General features: G+C 73.7%; 16 protein-coding genes and 1 pseudogene. 8 read left to right on the forward strand and 9 right to left on the reverse strand.

The genetic code is table 11. The features are described from left to right. Both ACFYP3_RS02580 and ACFYP3_RS02585 read left to right on the forward strand, forming a co-directional pair. Positions 1 to 948 carry an ATP-grasp domain-containing protein gene (locus ACFYP3_RS02580; protein WP_388825547.1) on the forward strand — a complete coding sequence of 316 codons (948 nt, stop codon included), beginning with the start codon at positions 1 to 3 and terminating at the stop codon, positions 946 to 948. Continuing rightward, complete coding sequence (locus ACFYP3_RS02585) at positions 945 to 1,817, forward strand: GNAT family N-acetyltransferase (RefSeq protein WP_388825550.1); 873 nt, start codon at positions 945 to 947, stop codon at positions 1,815 to 1,817. The genes ACFYP3_RS02580 and ACFYP3_RS02585 overlap by 4 nt, the downstream gene beginning before the upstream one ends. 100 nt (positions 1,818 to 1,917) lie before the next feature. On the opposite strand, the gene ACFYP3_RS02590 is transcribed toward ACFYP3_RS02585, so the two are convergent. Continuing rightward, on the reverse strand, positions 1,918 to 2,361 hold the full coding sequence (locus ACFYP3_RS02590) for a subtilase-type protease inhibitor (RefSeq protein WP_376610040.1): 444 nt from the start codon (positions 2,359 to 2,361) through the stop codon (positions 1,918 to 1,920). Between the two features lie 326 nt (positions 2,362 to 2,687). Here ACFYP3_RS02590 and ACFYP3_RS02595 point away from each other — a divergent pair, with 326 nt between their 5' ends. Both ACFYP3_RS02595 and ACFYP3_RS02600 read left to right on the forward strand, forming a co-directional pair. Then, positions 2,688 to 3,425, forward strand: a complete 738-nt coding sequence (locus ACFYP3_RS02595; protein ID WP_388825553.1) for an ABC transporter ATP-binding protein — start codon at positions 2,688 to 2,690, stop codon at positions 3,423 to 3,425. Beyond that, positions 3,419 to 5,880, forward strand: a pseudogene (locus ACFYP3_RS02600) (FtsX-like permease family protein). The gene ACFYP3_RS02595 and the pseudogene ACFYP3_RS02600 overlap by 7 nt, the downstream one beginning before the upstream one ends. Positions 5,881 to 5,953: 73 nt before the next feature. On the opposite strand, the gene ACFYP3_RS02605 reads toward ACFYP3_RS02600, so the two are convergent. The 5 genes from ACFYP3_RS02605 to ACFYP3_RS02625 all read right to left on the reverse strand — a co-directional run bounded on the left by ACFYP3_RS02605 (position 5,954) and on the right by ACFYP3_RS02625 (position 10,524). Then, complete coding sequence (locus ACFYP3_RS02605; RefSeq protein ID WP_388825556.1) at positions 5,954 to 6,736, reverse strand: DUF4190 domain-containing protein; 783 nt, start codon at positions 6,734 to 6,736, stop codon at positions 5,954 to 5,956. A gap of 201 nt (positions 6,737 to 6,937) precedes the next feature. Then, a complete protein-coding gene (locus tag ACFYP3_RS02610; RefSeq protein WP_388825559.1) occupies positions 6,938 to 7,735 on the reverse strand; it encodes a hypothetical protein in 798 nt (265 codons plus the stop codon). A gap of 113 nt (positions 7,736 to 7,848) precedes the next feature. Beyond that, entirely contained in the window at positions 7,849 to 8,310 is a 462-nt protein-coding gene (locus ACFYP3_RS02615; protein WP_388825562.1) for a Crp/Fnr family transcriptional regulator, read from the reverse strand. Positions 8,311 to 8,635: 325 nt separating this feature from the next. Then, positions 8,636 to 8,938, reverse strand: coding sequence for a hypothetical protein (locus ACFYP3_RS02620; protein WP_388825565.1), 303 nt, complete (start codon positions 8,936 to 8,938; stop codon positions 8,636 to 8,638). A 113-nt stretch (positions 8,939 to 9,051) separates the two neighbouring features. Continuing rightward, positions 9,052 to 10,524, reverse strand: a complete 1,473-nt coding sequence (locus tag ACFYP3_RS02625) for an MFS transporter (protein ID WP_388825568.1) — start codon at positions 10,522 to 10,524, stop codon at positions 9,052 to 9,054. Positions 10,525 to 10,601: 77 nt separating this feature from the next. Between ACFYP3_RS02625 and ACFYP3_RS02630 the strand changes: the two genes are divergently transcribed. The 3 genes from ACFYP3_RS02630 (at position 10,602) to ACFYP3_RS02640 (ending at position 15,179) form a co-directional block, all read left to right on the forward strand. Further along, positions 10,602 to 11,201, forward strand: a complete 600-nt coding sequence (locus tag ACFYP3_RS02630; protein ID WP_388825571.1) for a helix-turn-helix domain-containing protein — start codon at positions 10,602 to 10,604, stop codon at positions 11,199 to 11,201. A gap of 183 nt (positions 11,202 to 11,384) precedes the next feature. Next, a complete protein-coding gene (locus ACFYP3_RS02635; protein ID WP_388825574.1) occupies positions 11,385 to 14,117 on the forward strand; it encodes a DNRLRE domain-containing protein in 2,733 nt (910 codons plus the stop codon). Positions 14,118 to 14,246: 129 nt separating this feature from the next. Continuing rightward, entirely contained in the window at positions 14,247 to 15,179 is a 933-nt protein-coding gene (locus tag ACFYP3_RS02640) for a YihY/virulence factor BrkB family protein (RefSeq protein ID WP_388825577.1), read from the forward strand. On the opposite strand, the gene ACFYP3_RS02645 is transcribed toward ACFYP3_RS02640, so the two are convergent. After that, positions 15,170 to 15,532 (reverse strand): hypothetical protein, encoded by a 363-nt coding sequence (locus tag ACFYP3_RS02645; RefSeq protein WP_388825580.1) that lies wholly within the window; start codon positions 15,530 to 15,532, stop codon positions 15,170 to 15,172. The genes ACFYP3_RS02640 and ACFYP3_RS02645 overlap by 10 nt on opposite strands. Positions 15,533 to 15,909: 377 nt before the next feature. Here ACFYP3_RS02645 and ACFYP3_RS02650 point away from each other — a divergent pair, with 377 nt between their 5' ends. Continuing rightward, a complete protein-coding gene (locus ACFYP3_RS02650; protein ID WP_388825583.1) occupies positions 15,910 to 16,335 on the forward strand; it encodes an ATP-binding protein in 426 nt (141 codons plus the stop codon). Positions 16,336 to 16,379: 44 nt separating this feature from the next. Here ACFYP3_RS02650 and ACFYP3_RS02655 read toward each other — a convergent pair whose 3' ends face one another. Both ACFYP3_RS02655 and ACFYP3_RS02660 read right to left on the reverse strand, forming a co-directional pair. Further along, positions 16,380 to 17,219, reverse strand: a complete 840-nt coding sequence (locus tag ACFYP3_RS02655) for a phosphatase PAP2 family protein (protein ID WP_388825586.1) — start codon at positions 17,217 to 17,219, stop codon at positions 16,380 to 16,382. 76 nt (positions 17,220 to 17,295) lie between these two features. Further along, the gene (locus ACFYP3_RS02660; RefSeq protein ID WP_388825589.1) at positions 17,296 to 18,249 is read right to left on the reverse strand and encodes a YihY/virulence factor BrkB family protein; all 954 of its coding nucleotides are present in this window, start codon (positions 18,247 to 18,249) and stop codon (positions 17,296 to 17,298) included. Between the last annotated feature and the right edge of the window lie 29 nt (positions 18,250 to 18,278).

The raw sequence follows: 18,278 nt of genomic DNA on the forward strand, positions 1-18,278 counted from the left end.
ATGCCGACGACGACCGCGACCGCCACCGTCCTCCACTGCTGCGACCCGATGAACGAGCGCCGGGCCGACGCCCACTTCACCGCGGAGGCCCGGCAGCTGCGCGCCGTCGGTGGCACGGTCCTGCTCGTGGACCACGACGCGCTGCTCGCCGGGGACTGCGAGCGGGCGGTGGCGCGGGTGCCCGAGGGGGCGGGGGCCCTCTGGTACCGGGGCTGGATGGTCCCCGCGCAGCGGTACGCCGAACTGGACGCGGCCCTGCGTCGGCGCGGCGCCGAGCTCGTCGTCACCCCCGAGGCGTACCGCAGGGCGCACGAACTCCCCGGCTGGTACCCGGCCTTCATCGGCCTCACCCCCGTCAGCGGCTGGCTGCCGACCGCCCCCGGCGAGGTCCCGGACATGGGGCGGCTCGCGGCCCTCGCCGCGGGCCTGCCGCCGGGCGCCGCCGTCGTCAAGGACTACGTGAAGTCCCGCAAGCACGAGTGGGACGAGGCGTGTTACGTGCCCGACCTCGGCGACCCGGCGGCGCTGCACCGTGTGGTCGCACGCTTCGTCGCCCTCCAGGACGAGTTCCTCGCGGGCGGGGTGGTGCTGAGGGCCTTCGAGACCTTCGTCGCGCCGCGTGCGGCGGCCGCGGAGGTGCGGGTGTGGTGGCGGGACGGGGCGCCCCGGCTGGTCACCGCACACCCCGACAGCCCGGTCGCCGAGGTGGCGGAGATCCCCGAGGCGGACCTCGAACCGGTCCGGGCGGCCGTCGGGGCACTGGACTGCCCCTTCGTGACCACTGATCTCGCGCTGCGCGCGGACGGGGTCTGGCGGGTCGTCGAAGTGGGGGACGGGCAGGTCAGCGATCTCCATCCGGAGGTCGATCCGGCCCTGCTCGTACGGCTCTTGACGGCCGATCAGGCGCTCCTGTGCCCACCGTCCGCATCTGGTACAACACCGGCATGACGGGATTCGAGATCACCGGCGCGAGCACCGCCGACATGGAACTGATGCGCGGCTGGGCCGATGAGGAGGGCTGGAACCCGGGGGACTCGGACCGGTTCGCCTTCGCGGTCGCCGACCCGGAGGGCTTCCTCGTCGGCCGGCTCGACGGCGAGCCGGTGGCCTGCATCTCCGCCGTCCGGTACGGCGCCGGCTTCGGTTTCATCGGCTTCTACATCGCCCGCCCCGCCTACCGCGGCCAGGGCTACGGCATCCGGCTGTGGGACGCGGGGATGGAGCGCCTCGCCGGCCGGCTCGTCGGACTGGACGGCGTCGTCGCCCAGCAGGACAACTACCGCAAGTCCGGCTTCCGCCACGCCTGGAACAACGTCCGCTACGAGGGCGTCCCCGAGGGGGCCGGTGGCGGCGACGGCGTCACCGGGGCGGGCGCCGGGGCCGGGATCACGATCGTGGACGCGGCCTCGCTGCCCTTCGGTCTGCTCGCCGCCTACGACCGGCGGTTCTTCCCGGAACCGCGCGCCGCCTTCTTGTCCGCCTGGACCGGGCTGCCCGGGCGGACGGCGCTCGCCGCCGTGCGTGACGGCCGGATCGAGGGCCTCGGCGTGATCCGCCCGTGCAGCGCCGCCCACCGGATCGGCCCGTTGTACGCGGCCGACCCGGCGGTGGCGGCAGCGCTGCTGCGGCGGCTCGCCCGGCACGCGCCCGGTGGTCTGGTCTCCGTGGACGTGCCGGACGCGAACGGCCGGGCCGCGGCGCTCGTCGCGGGGCTGGGCCTGGTCCCGGTCTTCGAGACCGCCCGGATGTACACCGGTCCGGCCCCCGACCTCGCACTGGGCGAGCTGTTCGGGGTGACCAGCCTCGAACTGGGCTGAGCGGAAGGGCGGTCAGTCCCGGCGCCCCTGAGTCACGTACGGCGCCCGGGGGCCGGACGGCGGTCGCACGGCGCCGCCCGGCCCTTCGCGCCGTGCGCGATCAGAAGTCGAACAGCACGCCGGTGGTGTTCCGGAAGCCGCACGGATTGGCGAAGGTGTACGTGTAGTTGAGCCGGCGGCCCTGCCACACCCCGTCGGCCGTCACCGTCATCGGGTTCCACTCCCTGGTACACACCGCGTCGGCGGCCGGGGCCGTGAGCGCGTCGAGGCGCGAACCGTTCGCGCGTAACTCGGCGCAGGCGGCGACCGGGTTCGGGTGCGTCCCGCCCGGCGTCGGCGAGCAGACGAGAGTCACCGCACGCAGCACCGTGCCGCTTCCGGCGTCCTGACCGGCCGTCACGCCGAGCACGAGCGCGGACGGCGCGTACAGGCTCTCCGTGCCGGTCGGCGCGGCCCCGGCCGTACCCGGCCAGGCCAGTGCGGTGAGCGCGGTGAGCGCCATGGCGGCGGAACCGAGCCCGAGACCCCTTGCGATGGACCGCATTGCGAACACTCCCTTGGGTTGGTGTTTCGGATAGCGGACAGAGTCTTGCCCACGCGGGCCGCGAACGCCCGTTCGCACCGCCATTTTTCGTCACCCATCGTGTACGGATGAGTGCAGCCCGCAGCCGTGCGAACGAGCTGACCTGTGCGGAAGCGACCCGCCGAATCGGCCGAACACCGACACGAAATCCCCCCGAAACCTTTGAATTTCCGGTGGGGACGACCCCTCACGGGGCCTGGAACCCCTCCGGGGGTAGGGCGGGCCCCACCCCCGGAACACCCTCCAGGCCCGCTGTGCCGAGCCGTCCGGAACGGTTGGGTCGAGGCATGGAAAACGACGCGATCCAACTCAGGGACGTCAGCCGGGTCCACGGCACCGGCGACCGGGCGGTCACCGCCCTCGACCAGGTCTCCCTCGCCTTCCCCCGAGGCACCTTCACCGCCGTCATGGGCCCCTCCGGCTCCGGCAAGTCCACCCTGTTGCAGTGCGCCGCCGGACTCGACCGCCCCACCTCCGGCATCGTCACCGTCGGCGGCACGGAACTCGGCGGCCTGAGCGAGACCCGGCTGACCCTGCTGCGCCGCGACCGCATCGGCTTCGTCTTCCAGGCCTTCAACCTGCTGCCCGCCCTGACCGCCGAGCAGAACGTGGCCCTGCCGCTGCGCCTCGCCGGCCGCCGCCCCGCCAAGGCCGAGGTCCGTGAGGTGCTGGCCCGGGTGGGCCTGGCCGACCGCGCCCGGCACCGGCCGGCGCAGATGTCCGGCGGCCAGCAGCAGCGCGTGGCCCTGGCCCGCGCCCTGATCACCCGCCCCGACGTGCTCTTCGGCGACGAACCCACCGGCGCCCTCGACTCGCAGACCGGCCGCGAGGTGCTCACCCTGCTCCGGGCCATGGTCGACACCGTTCGCCAGACGGTCGTCATGGTCACCCACGACCCGGTGGCCGCCGCCTACGCGGACCGCGTCGTCTTCCTCACCGACGGCCGCCTCGACGGCGAACTGACCGGCGCGAGCGCCCCGGACATCGCCGCCCACATGACGAACCTGGAGGCCGCACCGTGCTGAGCATCGCCCTGCGCACCGCGCGCACCCGCTGGGTCACCTTCGCCGGCAGCTTCCTCGCCCTGGCCCTCGGCGTCGGCCTGATCGCCACCATGGGCCTCGCGCTCGCCGCCACGCTGAACGCCCCGCCGCGCGAACCCGAACGATTCGCCCAGGCCCCCGTCGTGGTCAAGGGCAACGACGTCCTCCGCGTCCCCGGCCCGAACGGAGAGCGCACCAGCGCCCTCGCCCACCCCAAGGCCGTCGCACCCGACCTGGCACGACGGCTGGCCGCCCTCGGCCGCACCACGGAGGACCGGTCCTTCCCCGTCCGCGCCGAAGGCGCACCAGGGCAACTGGTCGGCCATCCCTGGTCGGTCGCCGCCTTCGCCCCGTACGCCCTCGACGCGGGCCGCGCCCCGCAGTCCGACGAGGAGGTCGTCACCACCGGCTGGGCCCGGCCCGGCACCCGGCTGACCACCGACCGCGGACCCGCCACCGTCGTCGGCACCGTCGCCGCCCCCGGCGGCGGACACGGCTTCGAGACCGCCGTGTTCTGGAGCGACGCACGCGCCGCCCGCCTGTCACCCGCCATCGACCAGCTCGTCGTCGCCGCCGACCCGGCCGCCGTACGGGCCGCCGTGGGCCAGGACCCCGACGTACGCGTCCTGACCGGCCGGGACCGCCGCCACGCCGACCCCGACCCGGAGCGCGACAGCGAGGCACTGCTCGCCGTGAACGCCCTGCTCGGCACCGCCGGCGGCGTCACCGGTTTCGTCTCCGTGTTCGTCGTCGCCTCCACCTTCGCCTTCGCGGTCGCCCAGCGCCGCAAGGAGTTCGCCTGCTGCGCACCGCCGGCGCCACCCCGGGCCAAGTCCGCCGCACGGTGCTCGCGGAGGCCCTGATCCTCGGCGTACCGGCCTCCGCCGCGGGCTGCCTGCTGGGGGAGTACGGGGCGCCCGTACTCGCCCGGTGGCTGGCGGACGAGGGCATCGCACCGCACTGGTTCGCCATCGCGGACGCCGACTGGCCCCTCCACGCGGCCTTCTGGACCGGACTGCTCGTCGCCCTCGCCGGAGCCGTCGCCGCCTCCTGGCGGGCGGGGCGGGTCGGACCCACCGAGGCGCTGCGCGAAGCCGCCGTCGAGACGAGGACCATGACCCCGGGCCGCTGGATCCTCGGCTCCGCCCTGCTGCTGGCCGGCGTCGCCACCCTCGCGCACGCCCTGCTCACCGACCCGTCGGACCTGCTCCACCGCAAGACGTACACCAGTCGTCCCATGCTGTTCATCGTCGCCTTCGCGCTGGCGGCCCCGGTGCTCGTCCGGCCACTGGTCCGGCTGATCGCCTGGCTCCCGGCCCAACTGCCGGGCCCCGGCGGGATGCTGATCCGGGAGAACGCGGCCGCGGCCGTCCGCCGCACGGCGGCCGTCGCCGCCCCCGTCCTCGTCACCGTGGCCCTCGCCGGATCCCTGCTCGGCGCCACCGCCACCCTGGGCGAGGCCAAGGCCACCGAGACGCGACAGCAGACCACCGCCGACTTCGTCATCACGGGCGGGGCGGGCGGCTTCGAGCGGGCGGCCGTCGACCGGATCCGGTCCGTGCCCGGCACCGAAATCTGCGCCGGAGCCGCGACCGAACTCCACGTCCTGGAGGACGGCGTGGCGCTGATCCGCTCCGACGCCCGCGCCGCCGACCCGAAGGCCCTCGCCCGCACCGCCGCACCGCCCCTCGTCGCGGGCAGCCTCGCCGACCTCGACGACGATTCCGTCGTCGTCACGCAGGAGTGGGAGCGGCACACGGTGGGAGCGGCCGTCGAGGTGTGGCTGGGCGACGGCACCCGCAAGACCCTGCGGATCGCCGCCGTGATGCGCACCGGCACCGGGGACAACGGGGCCTACGTCACCCCGGCCAACGCACCCGGAGCGCCGGTGGACCGGATCGACGTACGCCTCGCCCCGGGAGCGGACCCCACGGCGGTGGCCTCCGCCCTGGCCGCGGCCGCCCGGCAGGCCGGGGGCCGGATCCTGACCAGGGACCAGTGGCTGGCGGAGCGTCACCCCAGGGACAAGCGCACCACCCGGCTGGGCTTCCTGCTGGTCCTCGGCATCGCGCTGCTGTACACCGGCATCGCGCTCGTCAACACCCTCGTGATGGCCACCGCGGACCGGTCCCGCGAGCTCGCGCTGCTGCGCCTCGCCGGCGCCACCCGGGGGCAGGTGCTGCGGATGGTGGCGGGGGAGTCCCTGCTGGTCGTCCTCGTCGGCGCGGTGGCCGGCTCCCTGGTCGCCGTCCTCAACCTGGCCGGCATCAGCTGGGCCCTGGGCCTGCTGCACGTCCGGAGCGCCGTCGTGGTCCCGTGGGACGTCCTCGGCGCGACGGTCGGGGCCTGCGCCGTCCTGGCGGTGGCGGCGGCCGTCACCCCGGCCGCGTCGGCCCTGCGACGCCGCCCGGCCGAACGGGCCGGCGGGCACGACTGAGGGGTGCCCCGCCGTTCGGCAGGACACCCCTCGGAACGCCTCGACGAGCAGCCGTCGGACGGAAGGCGCCGGTTCAGGAAGCGGAGTGGACCGAGCCGGTGCTCGTGCCGCTGGAGTCGCCCACGAAGCAGGTGACCTCGCGGTCGCCGAACGCCCAGGTGCTGGGCTGCGGGTAGTAGTAGAAGACGCTCAGCTTGTCCGAGACCTTGGCGTCCTTGCCCACGTAGTCGGTCAGCGCCGTACCGGAGCACTTCTCCTCGGCGGTCGAGACGACCTTGTCCTTGCCCGGGTACGCACCGTCGTCCAGGTTGAAGACGGCGTACGCCTCACCCTCGTGCGGCTGGTCGCAGGGGACGATCTTCACCGTGTAGCCGGCCTGGCCGCCGTCCTCGTCCTCGTACTCCGCCAGATCGCCGCCGGTGTTGAAGCAGTCGCCCTTGCGGATGTCCTGCACCTTGCTGGAGCCCGACCCGGTGACCTGGCCACCCGTGTCGCGCTTCGGCGCGGGGCCGGTGTCCAGCGCCGAAGCCAGCCCGAAGACCAGCACCAGAACGGCGCCCACGATGCTCACGCAGTGGATGACGATGGCCGCGATGGCCAGACCCTTCCCCTTCTCACCCCGGGTGCGGATCTGGGAGAGGGCGATGACGCCGAGGATCAGCGGGACCAGCGGCAGCGCGCAGACCAGCGACATGACGAACGCGACGATGGCCAGCGCGTTGGTCTTCTGCGACATCGGCGGCTGCCCCTGCCAGCCCTGCGGGCCGCCGTACGGCCCCGGTTGCCCCGGCTGTCCGTACGGTCCGGACTGCGGGTACGGCTGAGGGGACGACGGTGGCTGCGGCGGTATGGACATGCGTGTGGAGCTCCTTGCTCAGAGGGTGAGACGCAACCAACAGCCAGGCGGTGACATCGCGTCCGGCGACGGGCGGCAATGATCGGACCACACCGACCCATACCTGCCCATGGTCTTATGTCGCGCCTACGCTACCCCTCGGAGACGGCGGGAGTTGCCGTGGGGTCGGGATGACGGACCGGCAGTGGCGTACGGTCGGGCTCAGTTCTGCGACTGGAGCGCCTTCGTGAGGAGTCCGCCGCCCACGATCAGGGCCACACCGAGCCACCACACGTTGCCGTCGAAGACGAGGACCGCGATCCCGATCGGCACCAACAGCCCTGCCAGGGGCAGCAGCAGCCCGGCGAGGCGGAGCGGTTCGGGCGCCTGGCCGGCCGCCTCGCGGGCGGCGCGGGCCCGGACCACGTCGGGGTACCAGACGGTGAAGCGGAGCGCCGCGACGATCGCCAGGATCTGGATGATCCAGCCGGTCCAGATGTTGTTCGGGTTGTGCAGGACAAGGTCCCCGTACGCGCCCGCGACGGCCGCCACCAGGAAGGCGAGCCCCCACGCCGCCGTGATGACGTAGTTGGTGCGGACGAAACCGGGCGTGTGCCACAGCGAGGGATCGACCTGCTCGCGGGCGTACTGGAGGGTGAAGGGCATCCTCACGGCCATGGAGCCGAAGGCGATGACGGCGAGGGTGATGTTCGCGACCTCGCCCGCGTACGTCTCCAGCCAGCGCAGCGTGCCCTCGCTCGCCAGGGCGCCGACGACGGCCATCGCGGCGAAGAACACCACGTCGGCCACTTCCAGCAGCTTCCAGGAACTGCCCCGGTTGACGACGCGGCTCAGGACGACCAGGGCGACGGCCGCCGCGAGGGCGATCCCGACCGAGATCTCGAAGCGTCCCGGTCCGACCAACAGGGAGAAGAGAATCCAGGGAGCCATCCCGACGATCGGGTTCTCCAGGATTCGGGACAGCGGGCCGCTGCCCGTGCCGTAAGCCTCGGTTCGCACCCCTCCATCGTGCGCGGCCGCCGGGCGACCGGCCATTCGGGGACCGGACCGCCGATCCGGGACCCGTACGACCGGCCCCGACCGGCCCGGCGGCAGGATCCGGAAGAGGCGGCCTAGCCCGCCGCGCTCAGGCGCGGGGCGTACAGGTCCAGCAGCCGCGTGCGGGTCTGCTGGAGCCGCATCGCGAGCACGCGCCCGACCCAGTGCCCGATCGCGGACCCGAAGGCGGGATCGGCGTCCATCAGCATCCGTACGGCCGCCGCGTCGAACTCGTACGCGCGCACCGGCGTCATCGCCTGCGCGCCGAGCTGCCACACGTACGGCGGGAACAACCAGGACCAGCCCACCAGCTCACCGGGGCCGAGGTTCTCCACCGCCGCGGGCCGGCGGCCGGCGACGGGGACCTCCAGGGTCACGGTCCCGGAGCGCACGATCCAGAAGGACTCCGCGCGGTTTCCCTCGTCGAAGATCCGCGCGTTCTCCGGGAAATTGACCTCGTAAGCCTGCGACATGAGACGTCCACGATGCTCCGTCGACAGGACGGCAGCGATGCGGATGGGGGAAGGTGTGCTCACGACGGCCTCCGATCACGACCCCCCGGCGACGCTCCTGCTCTCCCAGTGTCGCCGACACCCGCCGGATCCCGGCCGGCCCGGACCGTCTTTCTTCCGGACCGCCGAGGAACCCGCTCCCGCGGCCCCCACCGCCCGGCGGCCGGCCGTTCCCCTTGAGGCCCTAGGTCGTCTCTTCCGGATCTTGCCTCGCCCGCGCCGCCCGGCACCGCACCTCGCCGCGTTGGCGGAGCACCCCAGTACGTCCAGTACAAGGGCGCCCCGCCAACACGCCGATGCACGGCACCGGACGACGCGGGCTTGACCGGCAAGATCCGAAAGAGACGACCTAGTCGTCGGCGTTCGCCTCCAGGCAGGCCAGCTCCATCGCGTCCAGCACCGCCTCGTGGCTGCGCCCGCTGAGCTCGGCGACGTTCTCGATCTGCGCCGTCGCCCAGGCCGCCAGCGTCATCACCAGCACCCGGAGCCCGTCCGTGCCGTGCTCGGCCAGGACGGCGTCGGCGACGACCATGGCGTCCTCGGGGACCTGCTCGGGCGGCTCCAGGCCCGCGAGGCCGCGGAGCATGGTGAGGGTGCGGCGGGAGATCTCCGGGGTCAGCCCCGCCAGCCGCATGTCTTTTTCTTCGTCCATCCGCCCCACCTCCGGTGCCGTGCCCATCACCTCAGGGCACGGTAGAGGCGCGCGGGCCCGCGCGGGGCCGTTTGTGCAGGGTGACCCAGCGTGACCCCCGGCCGGGCGGCCGCTCAGCACTCGCGCCGCGGCCCGGCCTTCCCCGGGCGCCCCGCCAGGGCGATGGCGAGGGCGAGGAGGACCAGTACCGCCGCGACCGCGAACGTGACCCGCATGCCGCCGGCGACGGCCTGCGGCGCCGCCGTCGTGAGGTCGGTCGTCCGCGACGCGAACGCGAACACGGCGCCCATGGCGGACGCGCCGGTGACGAGCCCGAGGTTGCGCGAGAGGGTGAGCACGCCGGAGACGACACCCCGCTCATCGGGGTGGACGCCCGCCATGACGGCGGTGTTGTTGGCCGTCTGGAACACCGCGTAGCCGGCCGTGACGACCGCGAGGGGCACGACGTAGCCGAGGACGCCGGAGGTCTCCGGCGTCAAGGACAGGGCGAGGGCGCCGACCGCCGTCGCGCAGAGCCCGGCGGCGGTCGTGCGCCGGGCGCCGCACCGGTCCACGACGCGGCCGGCCGGTACCCCGGTGAGCGCGGCGACCAGCGGACCGGCCGACAGCACGAGTCCTACGAGGACCGCGTCGAGCCCGAGCGTCCGGGACAGGTAGAAGGGCCCGACCACCAGCGTCGCCATCATCACCGTGGAGACGAGCGCGCTCGTGGCGAGGCCCGCGCGCAGCACGGGATCGCGGAACACCGTCCTGCGGATCAGCGGCGCCGCCGCTCGCGCCTCGGTGCGCACGAAGAGGACGATTCCCAGGGCGGCGGCCCCCAGCAGGGCGAGGTTGAGGGGGCCGAAACGGCCGTGGCCGAGGGTCATGGCCAGCGCGTAGGCCGCGAGCGTGAGCGCCAGCAGCAGGGTCCCCAGGCGGTCGAAGGGGGGTCGACCCGCGCCCGCCGCCCGCTGCCGGTCGGCCGGCAGATGGCGGTGGGCCAGGAGGAAGGTCAGGAGGCCGAGCGGCACGTTGACGAAGAAGATCGCCCGCCAGCCCAGCCCGGAGATGAGGACCCCGCCCAGCGAGGGGCCCAGAGCGGTGCCGACGGCGGACATCGTGCCGAGCAGTCCCATGGCGCTGCCGGCCCGGGCCCGCGGGACGCTCTCCCCGACGAACGCCAGGGTGAGGGCCGTCATGACGGCCGCGCCGAGCCCCTGCGCGGCCCGGGCCGCGATCAGCAGCCAGAGCGTGGGCGCGGCGCCGCACCCCACCGAGGCCACGGTGAACAGCAGGATCCCGCCCAGGAACAGCCGGCGGCGGCCGATCAGATCGCCGAGCCGGCCGACGCTCACGATCAGGGTGGTGATGGCGAGCAGATAGGCGAGGACGATCCACTGGACCTGCGGGAAGGTCGCGGAGAACGCCTGCGCCAGGGTCGGCAGGCCGACGTTCGCGATGCCGGTGCCGAGCGAGGACAGCAGCATCGAGAGCGACAGGGCGGCCAGCGCCCCGCGCACCGCCGGTGCCCGACGCCCGGCCGCCGCGGTGGCGCCGGCGGACCGCTGTCCCCGGGCGGGTCTGGAAACACTGTGTGGGCTCATGGCCGGAGCGTGCGCGCCCCGGCGCTCGTCCGGCAAACCTTGTTGCCGTTTCCGGGACGGCGCGGTGCAATGGCCGCATGGAGAACGACCGCACGCACAAGCCGGCGCCCCACCAGGCGGTACTCGACGAGGTGGCCCCCCGGCTGCGACGGCTGCGCGCCCGGCGGGGCCTCACGCTGGCCGCGCTCTCCGAAACGACGGGCATCTCGAAGAGCACCCTGTCCCGTCTCGAATCCGGACAGCGCCGCCCCAGCCTGGAACTGCTGCTGCCGCTCGCCGGCGCCTACGGCGTGCCCCTGGACGACCTCGTCGGCGCCCCCGAAGTGGGGGACCCGCGGGTGCGGCTGAAGCCCCGCGCCATGCCCGACGGCGGTACGGCCGTCCCGCTCACCCGCACCATGGGCCCCCTCCAGGCCTTCAAGATGCTCATCACCGACCGGGGCACCGAGCCGGACCTCCGTACCCACGAGGGGTACGAGTGGCTGTACGTGCTCGACGGCCGGCTCCGGCTCGTCCTCGCGGACCACGACCTGGTCCTCGGCCCCGGCGAGGCCGCCGAGTTCGACACCCGGCTGCCCCACTGGTTCACGAGCGCGGACGGGCGCCCCGTGGAGATCCTGAGCCTCTTCGGGCGCCAGGGGGAGCGGATGCACCTCCGCGCCAAACCACGCGCGTGACGCAGGCGCACGCTCGGCCACCGGCGCGATTTGGCATCCGATGTGTCAAGAGGGATGAACGGAGCGCGAAATCGCCCTAAGGTGCGCCCGTACGCATGGTCGCGCACGGCTGTTCGGCTGTTTTCGGCCATGGCTCTCCCGGCCGTGCCACACGGCCGTACGCCACACCGAACTGGGGGGTTCATGCGTAGAACCAGAACGTCGGCGGTCGCCCTCGCCCTGTCCCTGGCCGGAACCGGCGCAGCGCTGGGCCTCGGCCTCGTCCCCCAGGCGGCGGCCGTCACCCCGCCCGTCGCCTTCACCGCCGACCCGCTGTCGACCTGGCAGCCCGACGGCGTCGTCTGGGCCCTCGCCGAGGCGGGCGGCCAGGTCTTCGCCGGCGGGACCTTCTCCACCGTCCGTCCGCCCGCGGGCGGCGCCGGCAGCGAGCAGTCGGCCGTGAACTTCGTGGCGCTCGACGCCGCGACCGGCGCCCCGACCTCCTGCAAACTGTCCTTCACCATCGCCGCCGGCAGCGCCACGGTCCGCGCTCTCGCCCTGTCCCCGGACAAGACGACCCTGTACGCGGGCGGCTACTTCGGCGCCGTCAACGGAACGGCCGTGTCCAGCCTGGCCGCCATCGACGTGGCGAGCTGCACGGTGAAGACCGGGTTCCGCCCGGCCTTCGCGGCCACCGTCCGCGCCCTCGCCGTCACCGACGACACCGTCTACGCGGGCGGCGACTTCCTCAGCGTCGCCGGCCGGCCGCGCGAGCGCTTCGCCGCCGTCGACGCGGCCGACGGCGCCCTCAAGCCCTTCACCGCCGACGCCGACGAACCCGGCCGCGCCGTCGAAGTGACTCCGGACGGCCGGAACGTGGTCCTCGGCGGTGACTTCTTCACCGTCAACGGTACGAACACGCACGCGCTGGCCGTCGTCGACGCGACGAGCGGCGCGCTCACCACGTCATACGCCGGCTTCATCGAGACCAACTCCGTCGTCAAGGACATCGCCACCGACGCCACCGGCTTCTACACCGCCAACGAGGGCACCGGCGGCGGCGTCTTCGACGGCCGGATCGCCCTCAACCTCACTGACTTCGGCCAGCGTTGGCGCGACACCTGCCTCGGCGCCACCCAGGCCGTGCTGCCGTACCAGAGCGTGCTCTACAGCGCCTCGCACGCGCACGACTGCTCCAGCGTCGGCGAGTTCCCCGACGGCCAGCGCCACCACCTGCTCGCCCAGCCCACCAGCGGCACCGGCAAGCTGGGCTGGGCCCCCGACACCAACGACGGCATCGGCGAGGGCATCGGCCCGCGCGTGATGACGGTCGGCTCCAAGGGCGGCGTCCAGTACCTGTGGGTCGGCGGGGAGTTCACCACCGTCAACGGCGCGGCGCAGCAGAGCCTGACGCGCTTCGCCTCCACCGGGGACACCGGCGCGCCCACCGTGCCCGTCGCGAGCGCGGTCAGCTTCAGGCCCGGCGAGGTCCAGGTGCGCTGGCGCACCAGCCTCGACCTCGACGACAGCGCGCTGACCTACAGGATCTACCGCAACGGCGCGGCCACGCCCATCGCCACGGTCACCGCCGACTCGCTCTTCTTCAAGCGCCCGCAGGCCTCCTGGACCGACACCACCGCGGCGGCGGGCCAGTCGTACACGTACCGGGTGACGGCCACCGACGCGGCCGGCAACACCAGCGCCCTGTCGGCGACGGCGAGCGTGACCGTCCCGGCCCAGGTGGACGGCTACCCGAACCAGGTCCGCGCCGACGGAGCCCAGCAGTACTGGCGCTACGACGAGGCTGCCCTGCCCTTCGCCGCCGACTCCTCCGTCTCCGGCAACCAGAGCGGCGTGCACCTGAACGCGCCCGCCCTGCGCCAGAGCCCCGGCGCCGTCTCCGGCGCGAGCACGGCGATCGGCTTCAACGGCACCGACACCCAGGTGTACGGGGACAAGCGGCAGACGGTGGGCAGCACCTACACCATCGAGACCTGGTTCAAGACGAACACCACGCGGGGCGGCAAACTCCTCGGCTTCGGCAACAACCAGGCACGCGGCAGCAGTCAGTGCGACAAGCACATCTACATGACCAACGACGGCCGGCTGGTCTACGGCGTCTACACCGGAGCCACCCGCACCGTCACCACCAGCGGCGCGTACAACGACGACCAATGGCACCACGTCGTCGCGAGCCAGGGCCCCGGCGGCATGACCCTGTACGTGGACGGCGCCCAGAAGGGCACCTTGAACGTCACCACCCACGAGAACTTCTCGGGGTACTGGCACGCCGGCGGCGACAGCCTCGGCGGCTGGCCCGACCGCCCGACCAGCGAGTACTGGGCGGGCCGGCTCGACGAGACCGCCGTCTACCCGACCGTCCTCAGCGCCGCGCAGGTCCAGCACCACTACGCCCTCGCCACCGCCCCCGCCGACTCGGTCGTCCAGGTCACCGCCGCGGAGGACACCTACGCCAACGCGGGCGCGCCCGCGACCACCTACGGCACCTCGTCCTCACTGGCGGTGCGCGGCACCTCCTTCTACGCGAGCTACCTGCGCTTCGACCTGCCGGCCGCGCCCGCGGGCACGGTCCTCAAGTCGGCCACCCTCAGCGTGAAGACCAGCACCATGAGCGGCGCCGGTACGGCGGACACCGTCTCGGTCGTCCCGATCACCGGCTCGTGGAGCGAGGGCGGGACCACGTACAACAACCGCCCCGCCCTCGGCGGCCCGGCGCTCGGCGGCTTCGCGGGCATCCCGGACGGCAGCGCGGTGCACACGACCGCCCTCACCACCGCCACGGTCGCGGCGGCGCTCGGCGACGGCTACGGCCTGGCACTGACCAGCAGCGGTACGGACGCCCTGTGGCTGTGGTCCTCCGAAGCACAGGCCAACGAGGGCACACCGCAACTGACACTGACCTTCGGCGCACCCTGACCCGGAGGCAGACCGCGCACGCGGGGGTGCGGGCCGGTCCGGCCCGCACCCCCGCGTGCGTGAAGGGCCCGGCGGACGGTGCGGACGCCACGCGCGCATGGGCCCGGGCCGGCAGGGAACGTGCAGGGCGTGACCGACATCCCCCGCACCGCACCCCGTAGAGGCGGCGGCCCTCCCGCCCCTGCCGCCGCCCTTGTGGCGCGCACCAGCGCCGTGTTGCGGAGTACGGCCGTCCGCGTCTGGACGGACAACCTCGCCGACCACGCGGCCGCCCTCACCTACTACTCCCTCCTGGCGCTGCTGCCCGCGCTCGTCATCGCCGTCTCCCTCGTGGGGCTGCTGGGCGGCGCGACGAGGGACCGGCTGATCACCGACATCACCGCCTACGCCCCCGCGCAGTCGGCGCAGGTGCTCCAGGAGGCGCTCGAAGGCCTCACGGCGGAACACTCGTCGATGTGGGCCCTGCTCGCCAGCGGCGTGGCGAGCGCACTGTGGTCGGCGTGCAGTTACCTGGCGGTGTTCCGCCGCGCCCTGCACACGATGTACCGGGTGCCCGATACGCGACGGCCGCTGCGTGCGGCCCACATGCTGCTCCTCAACGCCGCCCTGCTGCTGACCCTGCTCGTGGTCGCCGCCGCGGGGCTGGTCATGTCCGGGCCACCGGCCCGATGGGCCGCGCGGGCCGCCGGGGGAGGCCCGGACACGATCGCGCTGCTGCGCTGGCCGGTGCTGCTGGTGGTCGTGACCCTCCTGGTGCTGGTCCTCTTCCGCACCGGCCCGGCCCAGACCCGGGGCGTCCGTCGGGGTCTGGCCGGCGGCGTCCTGGCGGCGCTGCTGTGGCTGGCCGCCTCGGCGCTCTTCACGCTCTACACGGAGCTCGACACGTACGGCCGCCTGTACGGTTCGCTGGCCGGCATCGTGGTCTTCGTCGTCTGGCTCTGGTTCGCCAACCTGGCCCTGCTCACCGGCGCCCAGTTCAACGCCGAACGGGCCCGGACGCTCTCGCACCCGGCTGCCTCCGACCAGCTCGCAACTGCTTCGAACAGCTCTAACTACTTCTGACGCCCAGCCCGTCGCGCCCGTTGGGCCTTCCCGGCGAGCGCGGCGGCGGCCAGGACGCCGGCCATCGTGGCCAACACGGTCCGGTTGGCCCGTGCCACCGCCGCGGCCCGGCCGGCCCCGGCCCGCACGGGGGCGAACCTGCCGTCCCCGGCGAAGCGTTGGGCACGGGCTGCCGTGCCGTGCACGCGCCGGGCCGTCCGGACCGCCCGGGCCAGGACGGGATCGGGCGTCCGGGCCTCCACGAGATGGCCGACCTGCACGGCGGTGTCCCGCAGCCGACCGGCGGCCCGCGCGGCCTGCCGGCGGAACTCGGTCGAGGTGGAAGCGTTCTTGCCCTGCGATGTCATCGTCATCGGGGTGCCCTCTCCGTCAGGTTCTCCGTGTTCGGGTGCTGCGCGGGTACCCGCGATCGGGTGACCGACGCGAGTGGAACGGCGGCCCTCGGGGTTTCGGACGCCCCATCGCGGCCACACGCGCAAGAGAGAGACGGACTTCGACGGAAGGAGCACCCCCATGACGACGATGGTCCTGCTGATCGCGCCCTTGGTGTTGGCCCTGCTGCTCGTCCAGCGCAAGGACGGCCACCACCGGGCCCGTCACCGGGCGAGCCGGTTCTGACCCCCGTCCGGCGACGCGCGTCTTCCGAGACGCGTCCGACCCATCCGATCCATCCGATACGTCCGGCCCGTCCGGTCCGGCGTCCCACGAGAGCGCGAGCGAGGTGAGCGCGGTGTCCGTACGTGCCAAGGGGTGGGCCACGTCCTTCCCCGTAGACCGAGGCGTGCGCGAGGCGCGCCGGTGGACCGCGGAACACCTGGACTCCCTGCAGTGGACGACGGACGCCCCCGACACCGCCCACTCCGTCCTGCTGACGGTGTCGGAGCTCGTCACCAACGCGCACATCCACGCCCGCAGCAGCGCCGGACTGGTGCTCACCTGGGACGGGCGGTGCCTGCACGTCAGCGTCGCCGACGGCGACCCGTGCCTGCCCGCCCCGCGCGACCCCTCACGCGAGGCGACCTCCGGGCGGGGACTCGCCATCATCGACGCCCTGGCCGACGAGTGGGACGCCCATTCCTTCCACGGCGGCAAGACGATCACCGCCTGTTTCCACCCCCGGCGCACACCCGCCCCGCACGCGGGGACCGAGGCGTGACGGCGGCCCGTTCGCGTGCGGTGGGGTGAGCTCCGCACACGCGGTCATCCGGATCCGGTCCGTTCGTCCGCGGACGCGGGCCGGCCGGATGTCCCGAGGGCCGGCTCGGGCGCGGCCGCGGAGATCTCGGGCTCCAGCCCCTCCCCGGGTCCGGTCCGGCGGCGCCCGATGTCGGCCCGCCAGGCTTCGAAGACGAGCGTCGTGGCCGTGACCACGACGAGCCCGAGGAGCCAGCCCCCGACGACGTCGCTCACCCAGTGCACGCCCAGCGCCACACGGGTGTAGCCGACGCCGAGCACGCTCGTTACGGCCAGCGCCCAGGGCAGGGGCCGCCAGGCGGGCGGCACCAGCGGGAGCAGGACCAGGAGCAGCACCGCGCAGGACACCATGGCCGTCATGGCGTGCCCGGAGGGGAAGGAGAACCCGGGTGCGTGGGCGACGGGGTCGGGCAGGTGCGGGCGCGCCCGTTCCACCGCGTTCTTCGTCAGGAACCCCAGGAGGGCGCCGGCCGTCGTGGTGACGGCGGCCCAGGCCGCCAGGCGCCACGCGCGGCGCTTCAGGAGCCACACCACCAAGGCGGCCACCAGGAGCCGCATGGTCACCGGGTCCCACACCACGTCCGTGAGGAAGCCCAACACCTCTACCCGCCCCGGGTCTTCGAGGGCGGCACGGTGGAGCCGTTCGGCGGTGTCGCGGTCGAGCCGGTAGAGCGGCGGCCACCGGGATTCGACGAGCACGAGGGCGAGGACGAACGGCACGGTCACGGCGGTCGTCGCCGCCACCGTCAGCAGGAGTCTCGTCCCGAAAGCCGCATCGGGCCCGGAGCGGCCGGCCAGGAAGGCGCGGACCGTGCGACGTCGGGAGCGGGGCGGGCGTTGTGCCATGGGTACGCGGCTTTCGGTCGGGGTCGTTCGGGCGGTGGGCGGCAGGAGGTGGGCGGGGGGCGGTGCGCGGTGGGCGTCAGACTCCGGGGTCCCGCGTGACGGGTTGCCGTACGCCGGCTCGTACGGCCTCCAGCTGGGCGGCGAAGGAGAGGCCCAGGAACAGGGCCACGGAGGTCAAATAGGACCACAGCAGCAGCGAGACGAGGGCGCTGAGGGGCCCGTACACGCTGGTGAAGGAGCTGCTGGCGCCGACGTACAGGCTCAGCGCCCAAGTGGCCGTGATCCACAGTCCCAGGTAGACGACGGCGCCGAAGGCCAGCCAGGTGTAACCCGGTTGGTCGCGGCGCGGTGAAAGGCGGAAGATCGCGCTGGTGGCCAGCACGGCCAGCAGGACCCCGACCGGCCACCGCAGGACGTCACAGGCGTGGATGGCGCTCGGCCCGAGGTGGTAGACCTCGGCGAAGGCGCGGGTGAGGTCGGCGCCGAGGACGGTGATGACGAAGCTGAGCCCCAGCGGAAGCCCCGCGAGGGCCGCCATGACGAGCCCGCGGGAGTACTTGCGCAGGAAGGGCCGGTCGCGTTCGTTGCCGTAGATGCGGTTGGCGCCGCGCTCGACCTGGCACAGGCTCGTGGTGACGTTGACCAGGGAGAAGAGCAGGCCCAGCCAGAGGGCTGCCTGGCCGCCGTCGCCGGCGTGGCGGCGGCTCTCGCGCAACGCCTCGTCGACCACCTCCCGGCTGGGGCCGCTGGTGATCCGTCCGATCGTCAGCTCGGCCACGCGGCCGATGCCCTCCGCGTGGAGGACGCTGGACAGGCCGATGGCGGCGATGGCCAGGGGCACGATGGACAGGACGGTCTGCAGGGCGAGCGCGCGGGAGTGGCTGAAGCCGTCCGCGTAGCGAAAGCGTACGAAGGAGTCGCGGACCAGGCTCCAGCCCCCGTAGCGGCGCAGGGCGGACCAGGCCTCGTCGGCGGACAGTTCCTCGCCGACCACGTCACGTCTCTGCGGTACTCGGCTCGCGGTTCCCATGGGATTCCTGACGGTGTGGGGCACCGGTG

The sequence above is a fragment of the Streptomyces sp. NPDC005533 genome, from assembly GCF_042871845.1.
Classification (GTDB): domain Bacteria; phylum Actinomycetota; class Actinomycetes; order Streptomycetales; family Streptomycetaceae; genus Streptomyces.

Bases quoted from the DNA above. Each gene is read 5' to 3' on its own strand.
- ACFYP3_RS02630 (WP_388825571.1), top strand. From the start codon at position 10,602: ATGGAGAACGACCGCACGCACAAGCCGGCGCCCCACCAGGCGGTACTC.
- ACFYP3_RS02605 (WP_388825556.1), bottom strand. From the start codon at position 6,736: ATGTCCATACCGCCGCAGCCACCGTCGTCCCCTCAGCCGTACCCGCAG.
- ACFYP3_RS02635 (WP_388825574.1), top strand. From the start codon at position 11,385: ATGCGTAGAACCAGAACGTCGGCGGTCGCCCTCGCCCTGTCCCTGGCC.
- ACFYP3_RS02595 (WP_388825553.1), top strand. From the start codon at position 2,688: ATGGAAAACGACGCGATCCAACTCAGGGACGTCAGCCGGGTCCACGGC.
- ACFYP3_RS02655 (WP_388825586.1), bottom strand. From the start codon at position 17,219: ATGGCACAACGCCCGCCCCGCTCCCGACGTCGCACGGTCCGCGCCTTC.
- ACFYP3_RS02645 (WP_388825580.1), bottom strand. From the start codon at position 15,532: ATGACGATGACATCGCAGGGCAAGAACGCTTCCACCTCGACCGAGTTC.
- ACFYP3_RS02585 (WP_388825550.1), top strand. From the start codon at position 945: ATGACGGGATTCGAGATCACCGGCGCGAGCACCGCCGACATGGAACTG.
- ACFYP3_RS02625 (WP_388825568.1), bottom strand. From the start codon at position 10,524: ATGAGCCCACACAGTGTTTCCAGACCCGCCCGGGGACAGCGGTCCGCC.
- ACFYP3_RS02590 (WP_376610040.1), bottom strand. From the start codon at position 2,361: ATGCGGTCCATCGCAAGGGGTCTCGGGCTCGGTTCCGCCGCCATGGCG.
- ACFYP3_RS02660 (WP_388825589.1), bottom strand. From the start codon at position 18,249: ATGGGAACCGCGAGCCGAGTACCGCAGAGACGTGACGTGGTCGGCGAG.
- ACFYP3_RS02580 (WP_388825547.1), top strand. From the start codon at position 1: ATGCCGACGACGACCGCGACCGCCACCGTCCTCCACTGCTGCGACCCG.
- ACFYP3_RS02620 (WP_388825565.1), bottom strand. From the start codon at position 8,938: ATGGACGAAGAAAAAGACATGCGGCTGGCGGGGCTGACCCCGGAGATC.